The sequence below is a fragment of the Peribacillus sp. NPDC097224 genome, from assembly GCF_044761985.1.
Lineage (GTDB): Bacteria > Bacillota > Bacilli > Bacillales > DSM-1321 > Peribacillus.
Window position 1 is genome coordinate 115,470 of the sequence record NZ_JBIWDK010000008.1, and the last position, 17,744, is coordinate 133,213.

At 42.0% G+C, this 17,744-nt stretch carries 16 protein-coding genes; 15 read left to right on the top strand and 1 reads right to left on the bottom strand.

Annotation, left to right across the window (positions count from 1 at the left end; translation table 11 throughout):
• Positions 1-4 precede the first annotated feature (4 nt).
• Genes ACIQXR_RS15995 through ACIQXR_RS16010 form a run of 4 tightly spaced genes read left to right on the top strand, consistent with a single transcriptional unit; the run spans position 5 to position 4,430 of the window.
• On the top strand, positions 5-811 hold the full coding sequence (locus ACIQXR_RS15995; protein WP_402874284.1) for an ABC transporter ATP-binding protein: 807 nt from the start codon (positions 5-7) through the stop codon (positions 809-811).
• A 26-nt stretch (positions 812-837) separates the two neighbouring features.
• The gene (locus ACIQXR_RS16000; protein WP_402987204.1) at positions 838-1,659 is read left to right on the top strand and encodes an ABC transporter permease; all 822 of its coding nucleotides are present in this window, start codon (positions 838-840) and stop codon (positions 1,657-1,659) included.
• A gap of 23 nt (positions 1,660-1,682) precedes the next feature.
• Positions 1,683-3,041, top strand: a complete 1,359-nt coding sequence (locus tag ACIQXR_RS16005; protein ID WP_403080382.1) for an LLM class flavin-dependent oxidoreductase — start codon at positions 1,683-1,685, stop codon at positions 3,039-3,041.
• A gap of 36 nt (positions 3,042-3,077) precedes the next feature.
• A complete protein-coding gene (locus tag ACIQXR_RS16010; protein ID WP_403080384.1) occupies positions 3,078-4,430 on the top strand; it encodes an LLM class flavin-dependent oxidoreductase in 1,353 nt (450 codons plus the stop codon).
• 85 nt (positions 4,431-4,515) lie between these two features.
• On the opposite strand, the gene ACIQXR_RS16015 is transcribed toward ACIQXR_RS16010, so the two are convergent.
• Positions 4,516-5,244, bottom strand: coding sequence for a FadR/GntR family transcriptional regulator (locus ACIQXR_RS16015; RefSeq protein WP_402957237.1), 729 nt, complete (start codon positions 5,242-5,244; stop codon positions 4,516-4,518).
• A 318-nt stretch (positions 5,245-5,562) separates the two neighbouring features.
• Between ACIQXR_RS16015 and ACIQXR_RS16020 the strand changes: the two genes are divergently transcribed.
• The 11 genes from ACIQXR_RS16020 to ACIQXR_RS16070 all read left to right on the top strand — a co-directional run bounded on the left by ACIQXR_RS16020 (position 5,563) and on the right by ACIQXR_RS16070 (position 17,594).
• Positions 5,563-6,756, top strand: a complete 1,194-nt coding sequence (locus ACIQXR_RS16020; protein WP_403080386.1) for a M24 family metallopeptidase — start codon at positions 5,563-5,565, stop codon at positions 6,754-6,756.
• A complete protein-coding gene (locus ACIQXR_RS16025; protein WP_403080387.1) occupies positions 6,753-8,876 on the top strand; it encodes a hydantoinase/oxoprolinase family protein in 2,124 nt (707 codons plus the stop codon). Before ACIQXR_RS16020 ends, ACIQXR_RS16025 begins: the two co-directional genes overlap by 4 nt.
• The gene (locus tag ACIQXR_RS16030) at positions 8,869-10,647 is read left to right on the top strand and encodes a hydantoinase B/oxoprolinase family protein (protein ID WP_402874009.1); all 1,779 of its coding nucleotides are present in this window, start codon (positions 8,869-8,871) and stop codon (positions 10,645-10,647) included. Before ACIQXR_RS16025 ends, ACIQXR_RS16030 begins: the two co-directional genes overlap by 8 nt.
• A gap of 158 nt (positions 10,648-10,805) precedes the next feature.
• The gene (locus ACIQXR_RS16035; RefSeq protein ID WP_402874012.1) at positions 10,806-12,041 is read left to right on the top strand and encodes an acyl-CoA dehydrogenase family protein; all 1,236 of its coding nucleotides are present in this window, start codon (positions 10,806-10,808) and stop codon (positions 12,039-12,041) included.
• Positions 12,020-12,796, top strand: coding sequence for an SDR family NAD(P)-dependent oxidoreductase (locus tag ACIQXR_RS16040; protein WP_402874014.1), 777 nt, complete (start codon positions 12,020-12,022; stop codon positions 12,794-12,796). Before ACIQXR_RS16035 ends, ACIQXR_RS16040 begins: the two co-directional genes overlap by 22 nt.
• 22 nt (positions 12,797-12,818) lie before the next feature.
• Positions 12,819-14,114: an aromatic ring-hydroxylating oxygenase subunit alpha gene (locus ACIQXR_RS16045; RefSeq protein WP_402957247.1), complete on the top strand. Its 1,296-nt coding sequence runs from the start codon at positions 12,819-12,821 to the stop codon at positions 14,112-14,114.
• Positions 14,115-14,132: 18 nt separating this feature from the next.
• On the top strand, positions 14,133-14,711 hold the full coding sequence (locus ACIQXR_RS16050; protein ID WP_402874019.1) for an aromatic-ring-hydroxylating dioxygenase subunit beta: 579 nt from the start codon (positions 14,133-14,135) through the stop codon (positions 14,709-14,711).
• Between the two features lie 19 nt (positions 14,712-14,730).
• Entirely contained in the window at positions 14,731-16,239 is a 1,509-nt protein-coding gene (locus ACIQXR_RS16055; RefSeq protein WP_403080390.1) for a glutamine synthetase family protein, read from the top strand.
• A 24-nt stretch (positions 16,240-16,263) separates the two neighbouring features.
• Positions 16,264-16,530: a hypothetical protein gene (locus ACIQXR_RS16060; RefSeq protein ID WP_402874025.1), complete on the top strand. Its 267-nt coding sequence runs from the start codon at positions 16,264-16,266 to the stop codon at positions 16,528-16,530.
• Between the two features lie 17 nt (positions 16,531-16,547).
• A complete protein-coding gene (locus tag ACIQXR_RS16065; protein ID WP_403080391.1) occupies positions 16,548-17,234 on the top strand; it encodes a class II glutamine amidotransferase in 687 nt (228 codons plus the stop codon).
• 39 nt (positions 17,235-17,273) lie between these two features.
• The gene (locus tag ACIQXR_RS16070; protein ID WP_403080393.1) at positions 17,274-17,594 is read left to right on the top strand and encodes a hypothetical protein; all 321 of its coding nucleotides are present in this window, start codon (positions 17,274-17,276) and stop codon (positions 17,592-17,594) included.
• Positions 17,595-17,744: the final 150 nt, after the last annotated feature.

Consider the following 17,744-nt stretch of genomic DNA (forward strand, 5'->3'; position numbering starts at 1 on the left):
GGATATGGCGGATAAAATTCGATTTGATCAAGTGACAAAGGTGTTTACTGTACGGGATACCGAAAAGGGAAAAGGCTCGAAGAAGGAGTTCACGGCGGTAAGGGATTTGAACTTCTCCGTGAAAGATGGTGAATTTTTAACGCTGGTCGGTCCAAGTGGGTGCGGGAAATCCACGTTGTTGGATCTGCTCGGTGGTTTAACGAAACCGACTTCAGGCCGTATCCTCCTTGATGGAAAGGAAATTACGGGACCTGGATTGGACCGCGGAATCGTGTTTCAGCAATATGCTTTGTTTCCTTGGAAGACAGCGCGAGGCAATGTCGATTTTGGTCTCGAAGCTAAGGGAGTTCCGAAGAAAGAACGACATGAACGGACGCAATATTACTTATCTTTGGTCGGGTTGGAGGGGTTTGAAGATCGTTTTCCTCATGAATTGTCAGGTGGGATGAAGCAGCGCGTCGCCATCGCTAGGAGTCTAGCTTATAATCCGGATGTGCTACTGATGGATGAGCCGTTTGCCGCATTGGATGCGCAGACGCGAGAAACCTTGCAGAGTGAATTGGTACGGATTTGGGAGAAGACGAAGAAAACGATCATCTTCATCACGCATGGCATCGATGAAGCTGTGTACTTAGGGCAGCGAGTCGCAGTAATGTCCACGAATCCAGGAACGGTCAAGTACATGGTGGATATCCCCTTGGATTCACGTTTGAACGAAGTGGACATTCGATCACATGAAGACTTTGTAAAAGCACGACATCATATATGGAGCCTTCTTCATGAAAAGGTCTATCAAGCGGCTTCCATTTAATTCATAAAAAAAGGAGTGGTTCATAGATGTCCAGTTTAGAAAAAGCTATTGCTGTACCTATTGAAAGAAAGCGACCTATCCATTTATCGTTTACCTGGCTTCAAAAACTTGTGAAGCAGACAGCCGTGATCGTCCTGTTACTAGCCATTTGGGAGATTGCACCGCGAATTGGATTGGTGGATTCCGTATTCTTCCCCCCTTTCTCGGCAGTGGTTGCAGGATGGTGGGGATTGGTGACATCAGGAGAATTATTCGCCCATTTCAAGGCAAGCTTCTTCCGTTCGTTCATTGGGTTTGGGTTGGCTCTATTGATTGCGATTCCTTTAGGTTTGATCATCGGCTGGTTTCCTTTGGCCAAAGATTTTTTGAACCCAGTATTGGAGTTGTTCCGCAATACAGCCGCGTTGGCCTTATTGCCTGTTTTTATCCTATTGCTTGGGATTGGGGAAGTATCGAAAATAGCGATTGTCCTGTTCGCTTGTACGTTTCCGATTCTCTTAAATACCATCAACGCCGTTCAAAATGTCGATCCGTTGCTCATCAAGTCAGCTAAATCAATGGGATTATCCTCTCAGAAACTATTCTATAAGGTTATTTTGCCGGCCTCTATTCCGACTATTTTTACCGGAATACGGATGGCGGGAACGGCATCGATTCTCGTGTTAATTGCAGCTGAAATGGTAGGAGCCAAAGAAGGCTTAGGTTACTTGATCAATTATGCGCAGATGAATTTCCAAATCGCTGAAATGTACGCCGGAATCATAACGATTTCTTTGCTTGGATTGTTATTGAATTATGTTTTAGTGTCTCTGGAAAAACGATTCTCGGCTTGGAAAGTCAATCAATAATCGAAGGTAGAAGGGGTGGTTTGATGACGAATAATAAACGAGAAATGAAGTTAGGTGCCTTCTTCATGATTCCAGGTCATCACGTGGCAGCTTGGCGTCATCCAGAAGCAGAGGTAAGGGATATCATGAACTTTGATTTTATAAAAAAGCTGGCCCAAACTGCAGAGCGCGGAAAATTCGATTTACTGTTCCTTGCCGATCATGTATCACTTAACACGCAGGATGAACAAGTATTAGGGCAAACCGTAAATACACGCTTTGAACCATTTACCTTGTTATCGGCGCTTGCAGCGGTAACGAAAAACATCGGGCTGGTTGGTACCGTATCGACGACGTATAACGAACCTTACCATGTCGCCCGTAAGTTTGCTTCTTTGGACCATCTGAGCAATGGGCGAGCAGGATGGAATGTCGTCACATCAGGCTCTGATTCAGAAGCTCGCAACTTTAATCTCGACGCACATCCCCTTCATGAAAAGCGGTATGAGCGTGCTGAAGAGTTTGTGAATGTCGCTCAAAAGCTTTGGGATAGCTGGGAAGATGAGGCGCTTGTCATGGATAAGGAATCGGCGCAATTTGCAGATGGTTCAAAGATCCATGCCGTCAATCATAAAGGGGAATGGTTCTCCGTTGCAGGACCACTGAATATTTCCCGTCCTGTTCAAGGTCATCCGGTTGTAGTTCAAGCCGGATCTTCCGAAGCCGGAAAAGAACTGGCGGCGCGAACGGCCGAAGTGATTTTCACTGCTTGGCAAACATTAGAGGAAGCACAAGCATTCTATGCGGATGTAAAAGGGCGGATGGCGAAATATGGTCGTGCCCCTGAGGAACTGAAAATCATGCCTGGAGTATTTCCCGTCATCGGGAATACGGAAGAGGAAGCAAATGAGAAGAAACAAGCATTGGTCGATCTGATTCCAGAAGGAGCCGGTGTGTCTCTTTTATCGAAGATGGTCAATGTCGATTTGAGTGGTTACCCATTGGATGGTCCCTTGCCTGAACTTCCTGATTTAGAAGAAGTCAATGGAACAAAAAGCCGCTTTCAGTTATTGAAGGATGTGGCGAACCGTGAAGGGTATACAATCCGTCAGCTATATCAACATATTGCAGGTGCTCGCGGGCATCGTGAAATTAAAGGGACACCAATACAAATTGCTGATCAACTTCAAGAATGGTTTGAAAATGGAGCGGCAGACGGATTTAATGTCATGCCTCCCTATTTACCGGGCGGGTTAGATGATTTTGTCGATCAAGTCATTCCTGAATTGCAAAGGCGGAACATATACAAAACGGAGTATTCAGGCAGCACATTGCGTGAAAATTTGGGATTACACCGTCCGAAAAACACCCTCATTGAAAAAGTGGCGGGCGCTCATATATAAGTGTTGAAAATAAAACAGTAGAAAGAAGGAGATTAGATGAGTACGAATAAAAAAGAAATGAAGTTAGGCGCTTTTTTCATGATTCCTGGACACCACGTGGCCGGTTGGCGCCATCCCGAGGCTGAAACTCATAATATATTGAATTTTGATTTTCTAAAAAGACTGGCCCAAACAGCAGAGCGCGGCAAATTCGATATGCTGTTTGTTGCGGATGGTAATGCGTTGCAACATAACGGTTCTAAAAACGTCCAAAGAGCGGGAATTAGTTTTGAACCGTTCACTCTATTATCAGCACTTTCAGCGGTTACGGAAAAAATCGGGCTAGTCGGTACTGTGTCCACGACGTACAACGAACCCTATCATGTAGCCCGTAAGTTTGCATCGCTCGACCACTTAAGCAATGGTCGTGCAGGGTGGAACGTCGTCACATCCAATACGGATGCCGAAGCACGGAACTTTAATTCCGATCATCATCTTCAACATGAAAAGCGTTATGAGCGGGCTGAGGAATTTGTGGACGTTGTAGAAAAGCTTTGGGATAGCTGGGAAGATGAGGCGTTGATCATGGATAAGGAATCCGCGCAATTTGCCGATGGCTCGAAAATCCATGCCATCAATCATAAGGGTGAATGGTTCTCCGTAGAAGGACCCTTGAATATTTCCCGTCCGGTCCAAGGCCATCCCGTTGTGGTTCAAGCGGGATCATCCGAAGCTGGAAAAGAGCTGGCGGCACGAACGGCGGAAGTGATTTTCACAGCGTGGCAAACAATCGAAGAAGCGCAAAGCTTCTATGCGGATGTGAAAGGAAGGATGGCGAAATATGGCCGTTCCCCTGAGGAACTAAAAATCATGCCGGGTGTCTTCCCAATCATTGGGGCAACAGAAGAAGAAGCAGATGAGAAAAAGCAATTATTTGAAGAACTTATCCCAGAGGAAGCCGGCGTTGCGCTTTTGTCGGCGATGATCAGTGTGGATTTAAGAGGGTATCCCGTTGATGGACCACTGCCAGACCTGCCGGAATTAGAACAAATCAATGGAGGTAAAAGCCGTTTTACATTATTGAAGGATCTGGCTGAACGTGAAAACCTGACCATACGCCAGCTATATCAACGAACAGCCGGCGCCAGAGGCCATCGTGAAATCAAAGGAACACCGGAACAAATCGCAGACCAATTGCAAGAATGGTTCGAAAATGGAGCGGCGGACGGATTCAACATCATGCCTCCTTATTTACCGGGCGGCCTTGAAGACTTCGTCGATCATGTCATCCCTGAATTGCAAAAACGTGGCATATTCCGTACCGAATACACAGAAGATACCTTACGCGGAAACTTAGGACTGAATCGGCCAGCCAACACGTTGGTCAACAAGATTATAGAAACCGTGTAATCAGTAAGGCCGGGCGATTCTGCCCGGTTTTTTGTTTTTCTTTCCATGCACTTCTTTACCATTAAAATTCAACCGATATATCGCCTCAAGATGTACGGAATTCCTTACTGGCGCTTTCAAATTGAGGAATGAAGTTTATGAAATGATTCAGATGTTCTTTCATTTTTTCCTCTGCAGCTTTTGGATCCTTCTGTTCTATGGCTTTGTATATGCCGTGCAGTTCCTTGTTAAGGTCCTCTTTTAATTCAGTGGAACAATCTGTTGACTGAAAGTATGGAATAATCGCTTCTGAAATCGCTTCAATATTAATCATTATGAGTCGGTTTTTTGTGGCTTTTGCTATAGCCCTATGAAATTTAAAGTCATCTCTAAAGTAGTGCGAATCATTAACGGAATCTATTTTTGGAATTAAACTCTTTAACCTAATAAGATCTTCATCTGTACGCATTGCTGCAGCAATTCCACATGCTTTGATCTCTATCATTTTTCTCATTTCGATTACTTCCTCTAACGTAATCCCCTTTAAACTGAGGGAAAGAGTTATGTAATCGCTAAAGTCACTTACGAATGAATCAGGGTCAAACTCCGTAATGAAGTGTCCCCCCTTAGCTCCCGGTTTTGTTATGACTAATTTAGAAGACGACAATATTTTAATGGCATCCCGAACTGTAGGCCTACTCACTTGAAATTCATTGGCAAGTTCTTTTTCCCCAGGCAGTTTATCCCCAGGCTTTAAGTCTTTATTGATTAAGGAATCTTTAATTTGCTCTGCTATTTGTTCGGATAGACTTAATAGTTTCTTTGTATGGATCAACGTCCAATCACCTCGATGGATTTTTTACGGACAAAACAACTAAATTGATTATAGATTAAGCGTTTATAAATGAGTTCAACTGTATTTAGTAAGTTAATTTGTTTACTGTGGAGCTTAATAGAATATTACTATATTTTTACATAAATTGATATAATTTGATAGTAATGTGTTTTTCACCGCAAATCAATAGTATTGTAAATAACCTTTAAATGTAAAAACATTTTACAATTAAAGGTTATTTACAATTGGAATGAAGGTGGTAAGATTATGTTATTAGATTTTATTGAATTTTCTAATAACTAAAGAAGAGGTGGTAAAGTGATCATTACACTTGAACAAACAGAAAGAGAGCAACGGTTACAAGCGGTAAGGGATGTAGTCAGAGAAAAGAATTACAAAGGTATGTTATTTGTAGCTGATTCTTATTTAGGGAAGAAAGGTTCCCTGCGTTACTTATTTGACAATCACTTGATCCATCGATACGGTTTCGGATTAGTGTTGCCAGATGACCAATATCAGATTCTTCCATCCGGGCTCCATTGGTGTACCGATCGTCGTGTTCCAGATACGCTATTCCCTTCCGACCATGAAATCATGGAAGTAGTCCGAAGGTTAAAAGGGCATAACGTTACAACGGGGGTAGTTGGAGTAGTTGGATTGAATAATACAATGAAAATCGAAGACTTCCATTATTTAACTCGAGAATTACCTGATATTGAATGGGTGGACGCTAGTGTGGCATTTGATGAAATTCGTTCTATTAAAAGTAAACCAGAGATAGAAGGAATTAAAGAGGCCAATCGTATTATTGAAGAAAGTTTCGATGCCATTATCGATCATATCAAACTGGGTTTAACTGAAGAGGAAGCCGTTTCGGTCGCTTATTCCACGGCCCATGCTTTAGGTGCAAAAGATACTCTGTATTTAACTCTATCAAGCGAACAAGCAGGAGCAGTAGAACCATATTTCTTAAATCCACGGCCGAAAGTGATCAAGGATAGAGATTACTTGATCATTTCTTTAGAAGTAACTGGGCCTTCAGGACATTGGGTGGAGCATTCCAGAATGTTCTGTTTCGGACAGCGAGATGAAGAAATGGAGAAATTGGCAGGTCTAGTGGCAAAATGTATTCAATATGCCGAAGTGACGATGAAACCGGGAGTTAAAGTGACGGATATTCAAGAACAGGTTGAAAAAATGGCACAAGTAGAAGGATATCATTGTGGTCATTTAACGGGTCATGGAATTGGAATGGATGTAATTGAACGACCATTCGTCGCAAGACAAACGAATACAGCATTCGTTGGAGTAGAAGTGCCAGGTAAAGATGATGAAGAATTACTTTATTTGAAAGAAGGTATGGTCATCAGTTTTCACCCTCAAATTATGCGAACCGATAAACAAAAATCCGCTTACATGTCAGATGTTTTTGTCATTACAGAGGATGGCGCCGAACGATTATCATCACGTAATCACGAAGTTATTTTAATAGGGGGCGAAACTATACGATGAAGTTTAGAATAGGAATCGATGTTGGAGGTACTTTTACTGACTTTTTATTAATTGATGAAAATGGGAATTCCGAAGTGTATAAAACCCTTTCCACACCCCAAGACCCTACAATCGGATTCTTCAATGGCTTGAGTGAAATGGCAGGCAACCATGGACTCTCGTTAAAAGAGTTCATTGGAAATGTCGAGCTGATTGTACACGGTACAACGGTTGGAACAAATGCAGCATTAACCTATTCAGGAGCCAAAACAGCTCTATTCACAACAGAAGGGTTCCAAGATATTCTTCAAATAAGAAGGGGAATCCGTCCTGATGCTTATAACAACAAATATGATTTACCTACACCATTCGTTTCACGAGATCTGAGAGTAGGGATAGAAGGTAGACTTGATTACTCTGGGAGTGAAATTACACCGCTTTCTGAGCAAGATGTATTGAATGCCTTGGAATATGTGAAAAAGCAAGAGGTCGAAGCTATTGCCGTTTGCTTTATGCATTCTTATACAAATGACTCACATGAAAAACAAGTCGGTGACATACTAAAAGAAAAACTTCCCAATGTATATTTAACCTTATCCAGCGAGTTAATCCCACGTGCAAGGCTTTATGACCGCGTCAGTACTACAGTCCTCAATTCTTACATTGGCCCCATCATAGAAAAATACCTAACGAAATTGATCCAGCGTTTATCAGATATAGAATTCCAAGGCACGCTGTTAATTATGCAATCAAATGGTGGAGTGGCAACTCCCGAGGCGACTATCGAAAAAGCCGCCAATACTTTATTATCTGGTCCAGCTTCTGCTCCAATCGCAGGTAGTTATTATTTAAAACCTCTTGGAATTAAGGATGCATTGACTATGGATATGGGTGGAACAAGTTTTGATGTTGCCTTATTAAAGGATGGCTATCCGCTTATCCGAACAGAAGGTGAAATTGCTGATTGGCCAATAAGTCTTTCAACCGTGGATATCCACACAATTGGTGCAGGAGGTGGTTCTATTGCCTGGGTCGATGAAGGTGGATTGCTACATGTAGGTCCTAAAAGCGCGGGAGCCCATCCAGGTCCAGTCTGTTATGGATTCGGGGCCGAGTTCCCGACAGTAACCGATGCCAATTTAGTTCTCGGTTATTTAAACCCGAACTTTTTCTTAGGCGGAAAGATGAAACTCGATGTGGAGAAAGCAAGAACGGCCATCCAAAAACATATCTCTGAACCTCTTGGACTATCTGTACAAGAAGCTGCCCAAGGAATCATAGATATGGTCAACGTGAATATGGCAAGTGGCATACGGGAAATAACAGTGAAAAGAGGATATGATCCTCGGGAATTTCCACTTGTTTGTGCAGGAGGTGCAGGACCATTGCATGCGGTAGCGATTGCTCAAGAATTGGATAACACTCTTGTCATCGTTCCAAAAGAATCATCCATTTTCTGTGCTGCTGGCATGTTGATGTCTGACTTACGTCATGATTATGTCAAAGCCTATCGTTCCCCACTTGGAAAAATCAATATAGAGCAAGTGGAGGCCATTTTCTCAGAGTTAGAGAGCGAAGGATATCAGACGTTGAAAAAAGATAAAGTGAAAGAGGATGAAATGCAATATCAATATAGCGTTGATATGATGTACTACGGTCAATATTACGAAGTAACCGTACCTTTTACAGCCGAGGAGATGGACGGCCTTACGATAGAAGTAATAGAAAATAAGTTCCACACATTGCATGAACAACTATACGGGTACTCCACACCTGAAATGCAAGTGGATGTGATCAATTTCAATTTATCGGCTATCGGTGTAACGAAGAAACCTAACATGCAACAAACGGAATATAAAGGGACGTCATCAGAACATGCAATAAAGGGTTATCGTCCAGTTTCTCATGGTCAAAAGGGAACCTTGGTGGAAACGCCGGTTTATGACGGGGACATATTGGTTCATGGTAATCAAGTGATTGGACCCGCCATCATCGAACAGAAAGTCACGACTATCGTTGTATTAAGTGGGTACAATGTTCTTCTCGACAAAAATGACAACTATATCATGTATCGCAAGGAGATGGATGAGAAATTGTTACAACCATTCATTGAAGAGAAACGGGGTGTCGCAATTGAGTAGGATAGTAGAAAAGAGTGTTGACCCAATCTTGGCTTCCATCATTCAGCGTCGGTTAAATGCTATAACCCATGACATGGCAAAAGTGTTACAGCGAACTTCACGTTCACCGGTATTTAATGAAGCAGGAGATTTCGTTACGGGGCTATTCGATCATCAAGCGAGAATGATTGAACAGAGTGCGAACATACCGATAATCGGGTTTGGGGCCCAACCTGCATTACCCAATATAATAGAATCGTTTAAAGATGACATTTTTCCTGGAGATATCATTCTACACAATGATGTCTTTGAAGGGGGAAATCAAACACATGATGTAGGCGTTTATAAACCGGTATTCCATGAGGACGAATTGGTTGGATGGGTTGTCAGCAAGGGACATTTAACTGATTTAGGAGGCGCGACACCAGGCGGTTATAATCCAAAACATACGGAAGTGTGGCAGGAAGCCATACGGATCCCAGGGTTGAAAATCGTAAAAAAAGGCGAAGTCATCCATGATGTATGGAAAATGCTGTTTTCAAATGTACGTGTCAAAGTTGTTGAAGAAGATGTCAAAGCTATGATTGGCTCTTGCAACATCGGAGAAAGAGAATTTGTGAATCTTATAGCCAAATATGGTAAACAAACATTCCGGAATCATTTAGATTACGTGATTGAAGCTACAAAGAAGCAAGTGAAGGAAAGAGTCAGCAAGTGGAGAAAGGGCACTTATTATGGGGAGAGCTATATGGTCTCCGATGGTTTTGATACCAAGAAGAAATACAAAGTAGCAGTAACCATTACAATCGACGATGGAAAAGTGAAAATGGACTTCACAGGAACTGCCGATCAAGCCCCTGGATTTACAAATATGCCACCGGCTTCAGCAAAGGCTGCGTGTGCCATTGCCTATCTGATGTTGATTAATCCAGGCGATACCATTGCCCAAAATGAAGGATTATTTGCAGGGCTGGAGTGCTTTTTTCCGGAAGGAAGCATCGTAAACCCGAGATTCCCTGCAGCAACCTTATTTGGTAATCAAATGGCGGACGTTTTGCTCGAAGCGATTATGAATGCTCTACAGGAGGCCGTGCCTGAATATGTAACAGCGGGTTGGGCAAAAGCGTGTCCACCTGTATGGACGGGAACAGATCCAAGAAATAATGAACCTTACTTTGATTTTGGGTTTATGGCCAAAGGCGGTCAGGGTGCCTTGAAGGGCAGTGATGGCTTTGATGGAATCGGTTTTTCAGGTGCAGCAGGTTGCATGCTTTCGCAAGATCCGGAAATGTTCGAAATAAAAGACCCATTTTTAATAGAAAGATATGAACTATTGAAAGACTCGGCTGGCTCAGGTCAATACCGTGGAGGGTATGGTACCTACGTCAAGGTGCGCATTGATGGGGACAATAACTCAGTCGGTACAATCGGTGATGGCATGGCATATGAAGGTGCTGAATTACCTAAAGGAATATATGGCGGTTTAGATGGGACATATAATCAATTTTCCTTGAAGTTCCCAGATGGTACAGAACAGCAACTAGGTTCAAAAGATATGTTGTTCGATGTACCAAAAGGGACAGTAATGGAAATGTATTCTGGAGGTGGTGGCGGATATGGTTCCCCATTCCTTCGCGATATAAATAAAGTCCAACAGGAAGCTATCGCTGGATTGCTTTCTATCGAAAAAGCACGAGAAGATTATGGTGTGTTGATCGATTCAATAACCTTCGTAGTAGATGAACAGGCTACTAATAGGTTGCGAGAAGAAAGGTTGAAGGTGAATAAATAGGTAGGCATAGGAACTTCAACTTAGGAGAAAGCCAGTATGTTCCCTTTAATAATAGATATCTGAAAATTTAGAAAAATAAGCGATTGAAGGCTTTTTAAACTGGTATTACACACGGCATGAAATCATTGAAAAATAATCGATAGATTGGGGATACCTATATGACAATTAGTTTTCAAATGACAGACGAGCAAATGAAGTTAAAAGAAACGTGTAGAGAACTAGCGAAAGACTTTGCAACTCGTGCATCGAAGCATGATGAAGAACGGTCAGCTCCAGTGGAAAATTACAAGAAATTACAAGAGGCTGGATTTTTCGGTTTAACGATTCCAAAGAAATTTGGAGGGCTTGGAGAAGGGTTCCTCGGTTACACGATTGCGGTTGAAGAGCTTGCACAAGGCTGTGCGGCAACCATGATGTCATGGAATATGCATGTAGCTGGAACGGCAGCCATTATGGAAAACCCTGAAATTAGTGATGAGAAGAAACAGTATATTGCCGATCTAGTCATCAACGAAGGCGCACTATTGTGCCAATCTGTTTCGGAACCAACCTCTTCTAGTTTAATAGGGCAATCCTATACCCCTTCCTTAAAAGCGAAGAAGGTTGAAGGAGGTTATATCTTAAATGGAAAAAAAGCATTTGCGTCGATGTTTGAAGCAAGTGACTATGTGTATCTATACGCCCATCCGGAAGAAAGCGAGAATCCACAAAGCAGCATCGGTTTCTTTTTATCAACAAAATCGGAAGGGATTTCTGTAATCGACATTTGGGATACTTTGGGTATGCGTGCAACGCGCAGTAACACAGTAGTCTATGAAAATGTTTTTGTTCCGGAGGAAAATGCCATTCATAAAACGGAAGAATTTTTGAATTCGTTTATTATGAAAAACGCAGCCTGGGCTTTCGGGACGTTTGCATCGATGTATTACGCAATCGGGCGCGGGGTCGGGAACTGGGTGAAGGAAACGTTGATGACAAGAAAACCAAAAGGTTTTTCTCAACCCATGGGCTATCACCCGGCCATGAGAGCACGTGCAGGAGAGATATTCGCGGACCTCGAGGCCGCTCGATTCCTAGTCTATCATGCCGCTTGGTTACATGATACAAAAGGGCCGGGTCCTGAAACGACAGCGGCGTGTCTGCGTGCGAAGTACATTGCCGCCCAAACGACTGGCCGTGTAGTTCGTTCAGCTACAATTGCCTGTGGTGCACATGGTCTCATGAAAGGACTGCCATTTGAAAGAATGCTTAGAGATGCGGTGACAGCACCCATTATGCCACCTAACGAAGATGCATGCCTAGATTTAATCGGAACCATGGACTTAGGCTTGAATCCTGAAGAAATCTTGCCGTTTTTGAAGGAGGAAGAAGTATGTCAAACAGTGAAGAATTAAAGAATCAGGTAGCTATCATAACGGGGGCAGCCAGTGGTATCGGTAAGGCCACGGCTGAACGATTTTCAAAAGAAGGAGCGTATTTAGTTTTAAATGATATAAATGCAGCGGTGTTAGAAGAAGTGGTTTCGCAATTATCAAATCCTGATCAGTGTGTGTTAGTCCCTGGTGATATTTCTCTGGAAACCACTGTTCAACAGTTACACGATGCCGCAATAAAACGGTACGGTAGAATTGATATTCTAGTTAACAATGCAGGTATCCATTGGATTCAAGATATAACTGAGACTTCAACAGAGGAATTCGATCAAGTGTTCTCGACGAATGTAAAAAGCATGTTTCTCACCTGTAAAGCGGTCATCCCAACGATGGTACAGCAAAAGAGTGGGGTCATTATCAATTTGAGTTCGATTTCAGCCTTCGTCGGTCAAGAGATGATGGGGAAAAGCACCTATTTATATAACATGACTAAAGCCAGTATTCTTCAACTTACCCGTTCATTAGCTACCCGTTATGGGAAAGAGGGAATTCGAGTGAATTGTGTAGCGCCAGGTGCAACAAAAACGAACCAAATTAATGAAACGCACACAGATGATCTGGAGAACTTTTGGAGTGCAGTTGGGGGAGCCCATCCAATCGGCAGGTATGGCGAGTCGGAAGAAGTTGCGAACTGTATCCTATTTCTAGCATCCAAAGAATCATCATTCGTTACAGGATCTTCGTTCGTTGTAGATGGAGGGTACTTAGCTCAATAAAGGTCTAGAGGGGGATAAGCTAATGAAGCAACAAAATTGGGATGAACTAATCCAGCCAAACCGAGTACATCGGCATTTATATACTAAACCGGAAATTTTCGAACAAGAAATGGTGAATATTTTCGGGCAGACTTGGGTCTATGTAGCACATGAAAGTGAAGTGCCCAATAATAATGACTTTAAGACGGGCTACCTCGGCCAACGTCCTATCATAACTGTAAGGGACAAAGATGGAGTTTTCCGAGTCCTATTCAATAGATGTACCCATCGAGGGGCGACGGTTTGCCGAGCGGAAAAGGGTTCGGCAAAAGTATTCACTTGTCCATATCATGGGTGGAACTTTCGGAATAATGGAGAACTGGCTGGTGTCCCATGGCCCAAGGGATATGGGGAGTCTTTTAATAAAGATGAACTAGGATTAGGGCAAGTACCAAGAGTCGAGAGTTATCGTGGATTCATCTTTGCTACTTTAAATGAAGAGGCTCCTAGTTTGGAGGAACATCTTGGGGCGGCAAAAGAATTAATGGATCAATGGCTCGATCGCTATGATGGGAAAAGGATCATCCTTGGTAATGCACACCGGATGATTTACAAAGGAAATTGGAAATTGACATACGATAATGCGGCAGATGGTTATCATGTCACTTTCTCACACCGCTCCCTGCTTGAAATGGGTGGAAGAATGGGGGAAAACAAAGATATGACTTATTTCTCTGCGAACCCTGATTACGGTCCAATGTACGTACAGTATTTGGGGAATGGTCATACTTTTATCGATCAACGTCCTAACTATAGTGAAACAGGTGAGTACTGGGCACAACAAAGAGCACAGCCAGGACGTGAAGTTAATGAAGGGAATGTCCGTCAAAAATACGGCGATGAGGCAGATGCATTATTAGATCAGGCAATTGGTGCCCAGATGAATCTTAATATCTTTCCAAACCTATTGTTCATAGGCAATCAAGTCCAAGTGATTCAGCCACATGCTGTAGATCGTACAGAGTTGATATGGTATTCCACTGCAGTTGAAGGGTTGCCTGAGGAAATAAATACATTGCGTATGAGAAGCCAGGAAGACTTTCCGGCATTCGGGGAACCTGATGATATGACGAACTTCGAGGAGTGCCAACGGGGACTGTCTATTTCGGAAGTGGAGTGGATCAATACGGAAAGGGGATTTGGCCTTTCCAATCAACAATCCACGAACGAACAAGGTGTGATAACCGGACCGGTCACGGATGAACTGTACATCCGTAATTACTACAAAGAGTGGAAAAGGTTGATGACGAGCAAAGTCCATTCAGGTGCACAGCATTAAGAATAGGAGGGATCAAACATGAAAGTAGATAGTTCCAAGTTCTCGAATTATATGGATAACGATTACTACAACCAGTTAATCGATCATTTAAAAGACTGGGAATTAGACGTAGGTGTTGCAGATGATGGAATAACGAGGGAAATTGAAAAATTCCTGTATCAAGAAGCACGTTTATTGGATGAAGGTAAGCTAGAAGATTGGCTGAACCTCTTTTCTTCTGAATGTTTATATTGGATTCCATCTATACCCGGTGGAGGTAATCCGAAAAAACAAGTATCCATTGCTTTTGATGATCGACGCCGCTTGGAAGACCGGGTCTACCGTCTTCGTACTGGATATGCCTGGTCACAGATCCCGAGTTCAAGAACCATTCGTTTGCAAAGCAATATAGAGGTATGGAAAGAATCCAACCAAAAAGATCTTCGGGCCCGCACTAACTTCTTGGTATCCGAGTTTCGTAATGGTAAACAAAAATCATATGCAGGCTGGAATGGCTATCGATTAGTGCAGGAAAACAATCAATGGAAAATAGCCGTTAAGCAAGTGAATTTGATTGATTGCGATCAAGGCCATGAAAATATGACGTTTATTTTATAAAAAAAGGGGAGATTTGTATATGAATAGCCAAGGAATCGTAAAAAACCGGGGATTTATCGATCGTTTTAACTTATGGAATACGGAACAAAGTGAAGCCGTTGAAAAAATCCATGCCGTGATTAAAGAAAATGGTTTACGTTTGATACGTGTCGCATGGTCGGATCAACATGGTATATCACGGGCTAAAACTTTAACCATTCCAGCATTTTTAGGGGCTATGAAAAACGGGATTGATTTTAATACGGGTCCCCTATTTTTCGATACAGCCAATGCCATTGTATATAACCCCTTTATGAAAGGCGGCGGATTCGATTCAGATGAAATGACCGGCTGCCCAAATTATACACTCGTACCTGATCCCCTTACATTTAAATCTCTTCCATGGGCTGAACATACTGGATGGATATTATGTGATGCCTATTTGAAAAATGGTAACCCTCTCCCCTATGACAGCCGTCAAATCTGTAAAAAGGCATTGAAAGAACTAAACTCCAAAGGCTATGACCTACTTTCCGGATTAGAAGTGGAATTTTCCTTAACCAAAATCGTAGACGATGAAATAGATGCCTCATTACTTGGAGCGCCTGGTAGCCCAGGGCAACCTCCAAAAGTAGTACCGGTTGCGCGCGGCTATCAATATCAACTGGAAGCGCATAATGATGAAATAGATGACATCTTACAAATAATCGCTGAAAATATCCAACAATTGGACTTACCTTTGCTCACTATGGAGGATGAATGGGGGCCAAGTCAATTAGAATTTACGTTTGCACCAATGAAAGGGATTGATACAGCGGATACCATGCTTTTATTTCGGACAGCTGTAAAACAAATCTGTAAACGCCATGGATATTTAGCCACCTTCATGTGCAGGCCGTCGATTCCAGGGTTTTTCTCAAGCGGTTGGCATCTACACCAATCCTTGATTGACATAAATACAGGAGAGAATGCTTTTATACCAAACAATTCAGATGGTCCCATTTCAGAAATTGGACAACAGTTCATTGCCGGTATCCTAGAAAATGCAAGGGCGGCAACTGTTTTTACAACCCCTACAGTAAACGGATATAAGCGCTTCAAACCTAACTCATTAGCCCCTGATCGGGCTGGTTGGGGTTTAGATAATCGTGGGACGATGATTCGTGTAATCGGTGGAATCGAAGATGATAGTCTTCACTTCGAAAACCGTGCTGGAGAACCAGCTGCCAATCCATACTTATACATGGCTTCACAAATCTTATCGGGACTGGATGGAATAGAGAGGAAACTACAACCAGGGCCATTAAGTACAGAAGCCTATAATGATAATCGCCCGTTATTGCCAAAAGATCTACAATCTGCTGTGGATTCACTAAAGGAAAGTGAAGTTTTCCATAATAAAATGGGAACAGACTTTGTGAATTATATTATTAGCATGAAAGAAAGTGAAATAAATCGTTATACGACATATGTCCAAGAAAATAACATAGAAGACTATGCGAATATCGTGACCGAATGGGAACACCTGGAGTATTTTGAGATCTTTTAAAGCGGAGGACGAGGTGAAGATGGTATGGATCTGCAACAGCAAAAAGAAATAGAAGAGTTAAAGTCATATATTCAACAATTACAAAAAAAGATAACTATTTATGAGACGTTAGCCGAAGCCGTTCGACTGGCACATGTCCAGGATAGGAGCATTTACTCCCATGATGCCAATCAGGAAGATTATCTAGCTATAGATCGTGATGATTATGCCAAGTGTATGGAAATTATATCGGAAGTCGATCTATGGAAACCATGGAAACATACCCTCCAAAGAAGAATTACGAATAACTAGGCAAGGAGGGGACTTGTATGTGTGAACTATTAATCGTAAAGTCTCAGAACTCTATTCCAATGGAATGGGTTCTGGGTTATGCGAAATTATTGGACGAATACGGACTAGGTGGATTCAGTTGGGGTGTTGCTTGGAAGGACACTGAAGGGGAGCTACGCTGCTATAAATCCGTGGACGGGATTAGAAAAGATCAACAAGCATCTGAAAGGCTAAAGGGTATAACCTCCAAAGAGATTTTTATACACTTGCGTCGGCCTAGCTTGATGAACAGCATTACTCCTTTCAATATTCAACCGTACCTCACAACCGACCACTCCCTTGCTTTTGGGCATAATGGGAATTTTGAAGAACATGAGTCTTTCCGGTCGTCTTTTCTTCAGTTATTAAAAGGAACTTCAGATAGCGAAATAGCCTTCCAATACTTTTTTCAACACTATAAAAAATACAATCGCCCGGTAGAAGCTTTGGAAGAAACACATCGTGCATTAAAAGGAAAAGCGAATATGGCGCTTTTTAGAAAAAATGAAGCGACAATCATCTATTCTGGAAATGTGGATAACAAGATGTATTCGTTTCAATTAGATGATATAAAGTGTGTATCGACATCTGTGCACAGTCATGATGACTTTGTCTTCCAAAACATTTTCCCATCCGCAAAGGATATACGTCCATTACCGTTATTTACTTCATTACTTTTAGAATGATCTTAGCATGTCTACGTAAATAAAAAGGAGGATTATGTGATGCACGGCATAGATTTAAAAGAAATCATAGATGAAAATGCTGTACATTTGCCTGATCTAGCGTTTGTGAATTGGTGTTCAGAAAGATTTTTTATTAATAAAGGTATATTTAATCGTATTGATTTATGGTTTTTTGAATATGGATTTTATAATATTACAGCGAGGCGGAAGGGGATTATTTATTTCTTGAGATATTTGCATTCAAAAAATCTTTATAATCCCAATAAAATGTATCTACAATTTGGTAAAGGTGGATTAAAAGCTTACTTTGATTCTTTTGCTCATGAATGCTTACATGAACGAAGACAATACGTTCATTAAAGAAAGAAGCTGAATAAAAATATTTTTCTGAATAGACAGGGTGAGCCCATTACTTTTGATAGCGACTTAGTAGTGGGTTCACCCTCTTTTTAGTACATAGAAAATTTTTATTCTCCATGCTCCAGGCCTAGGGGAAAAAGAGTTTTTTAA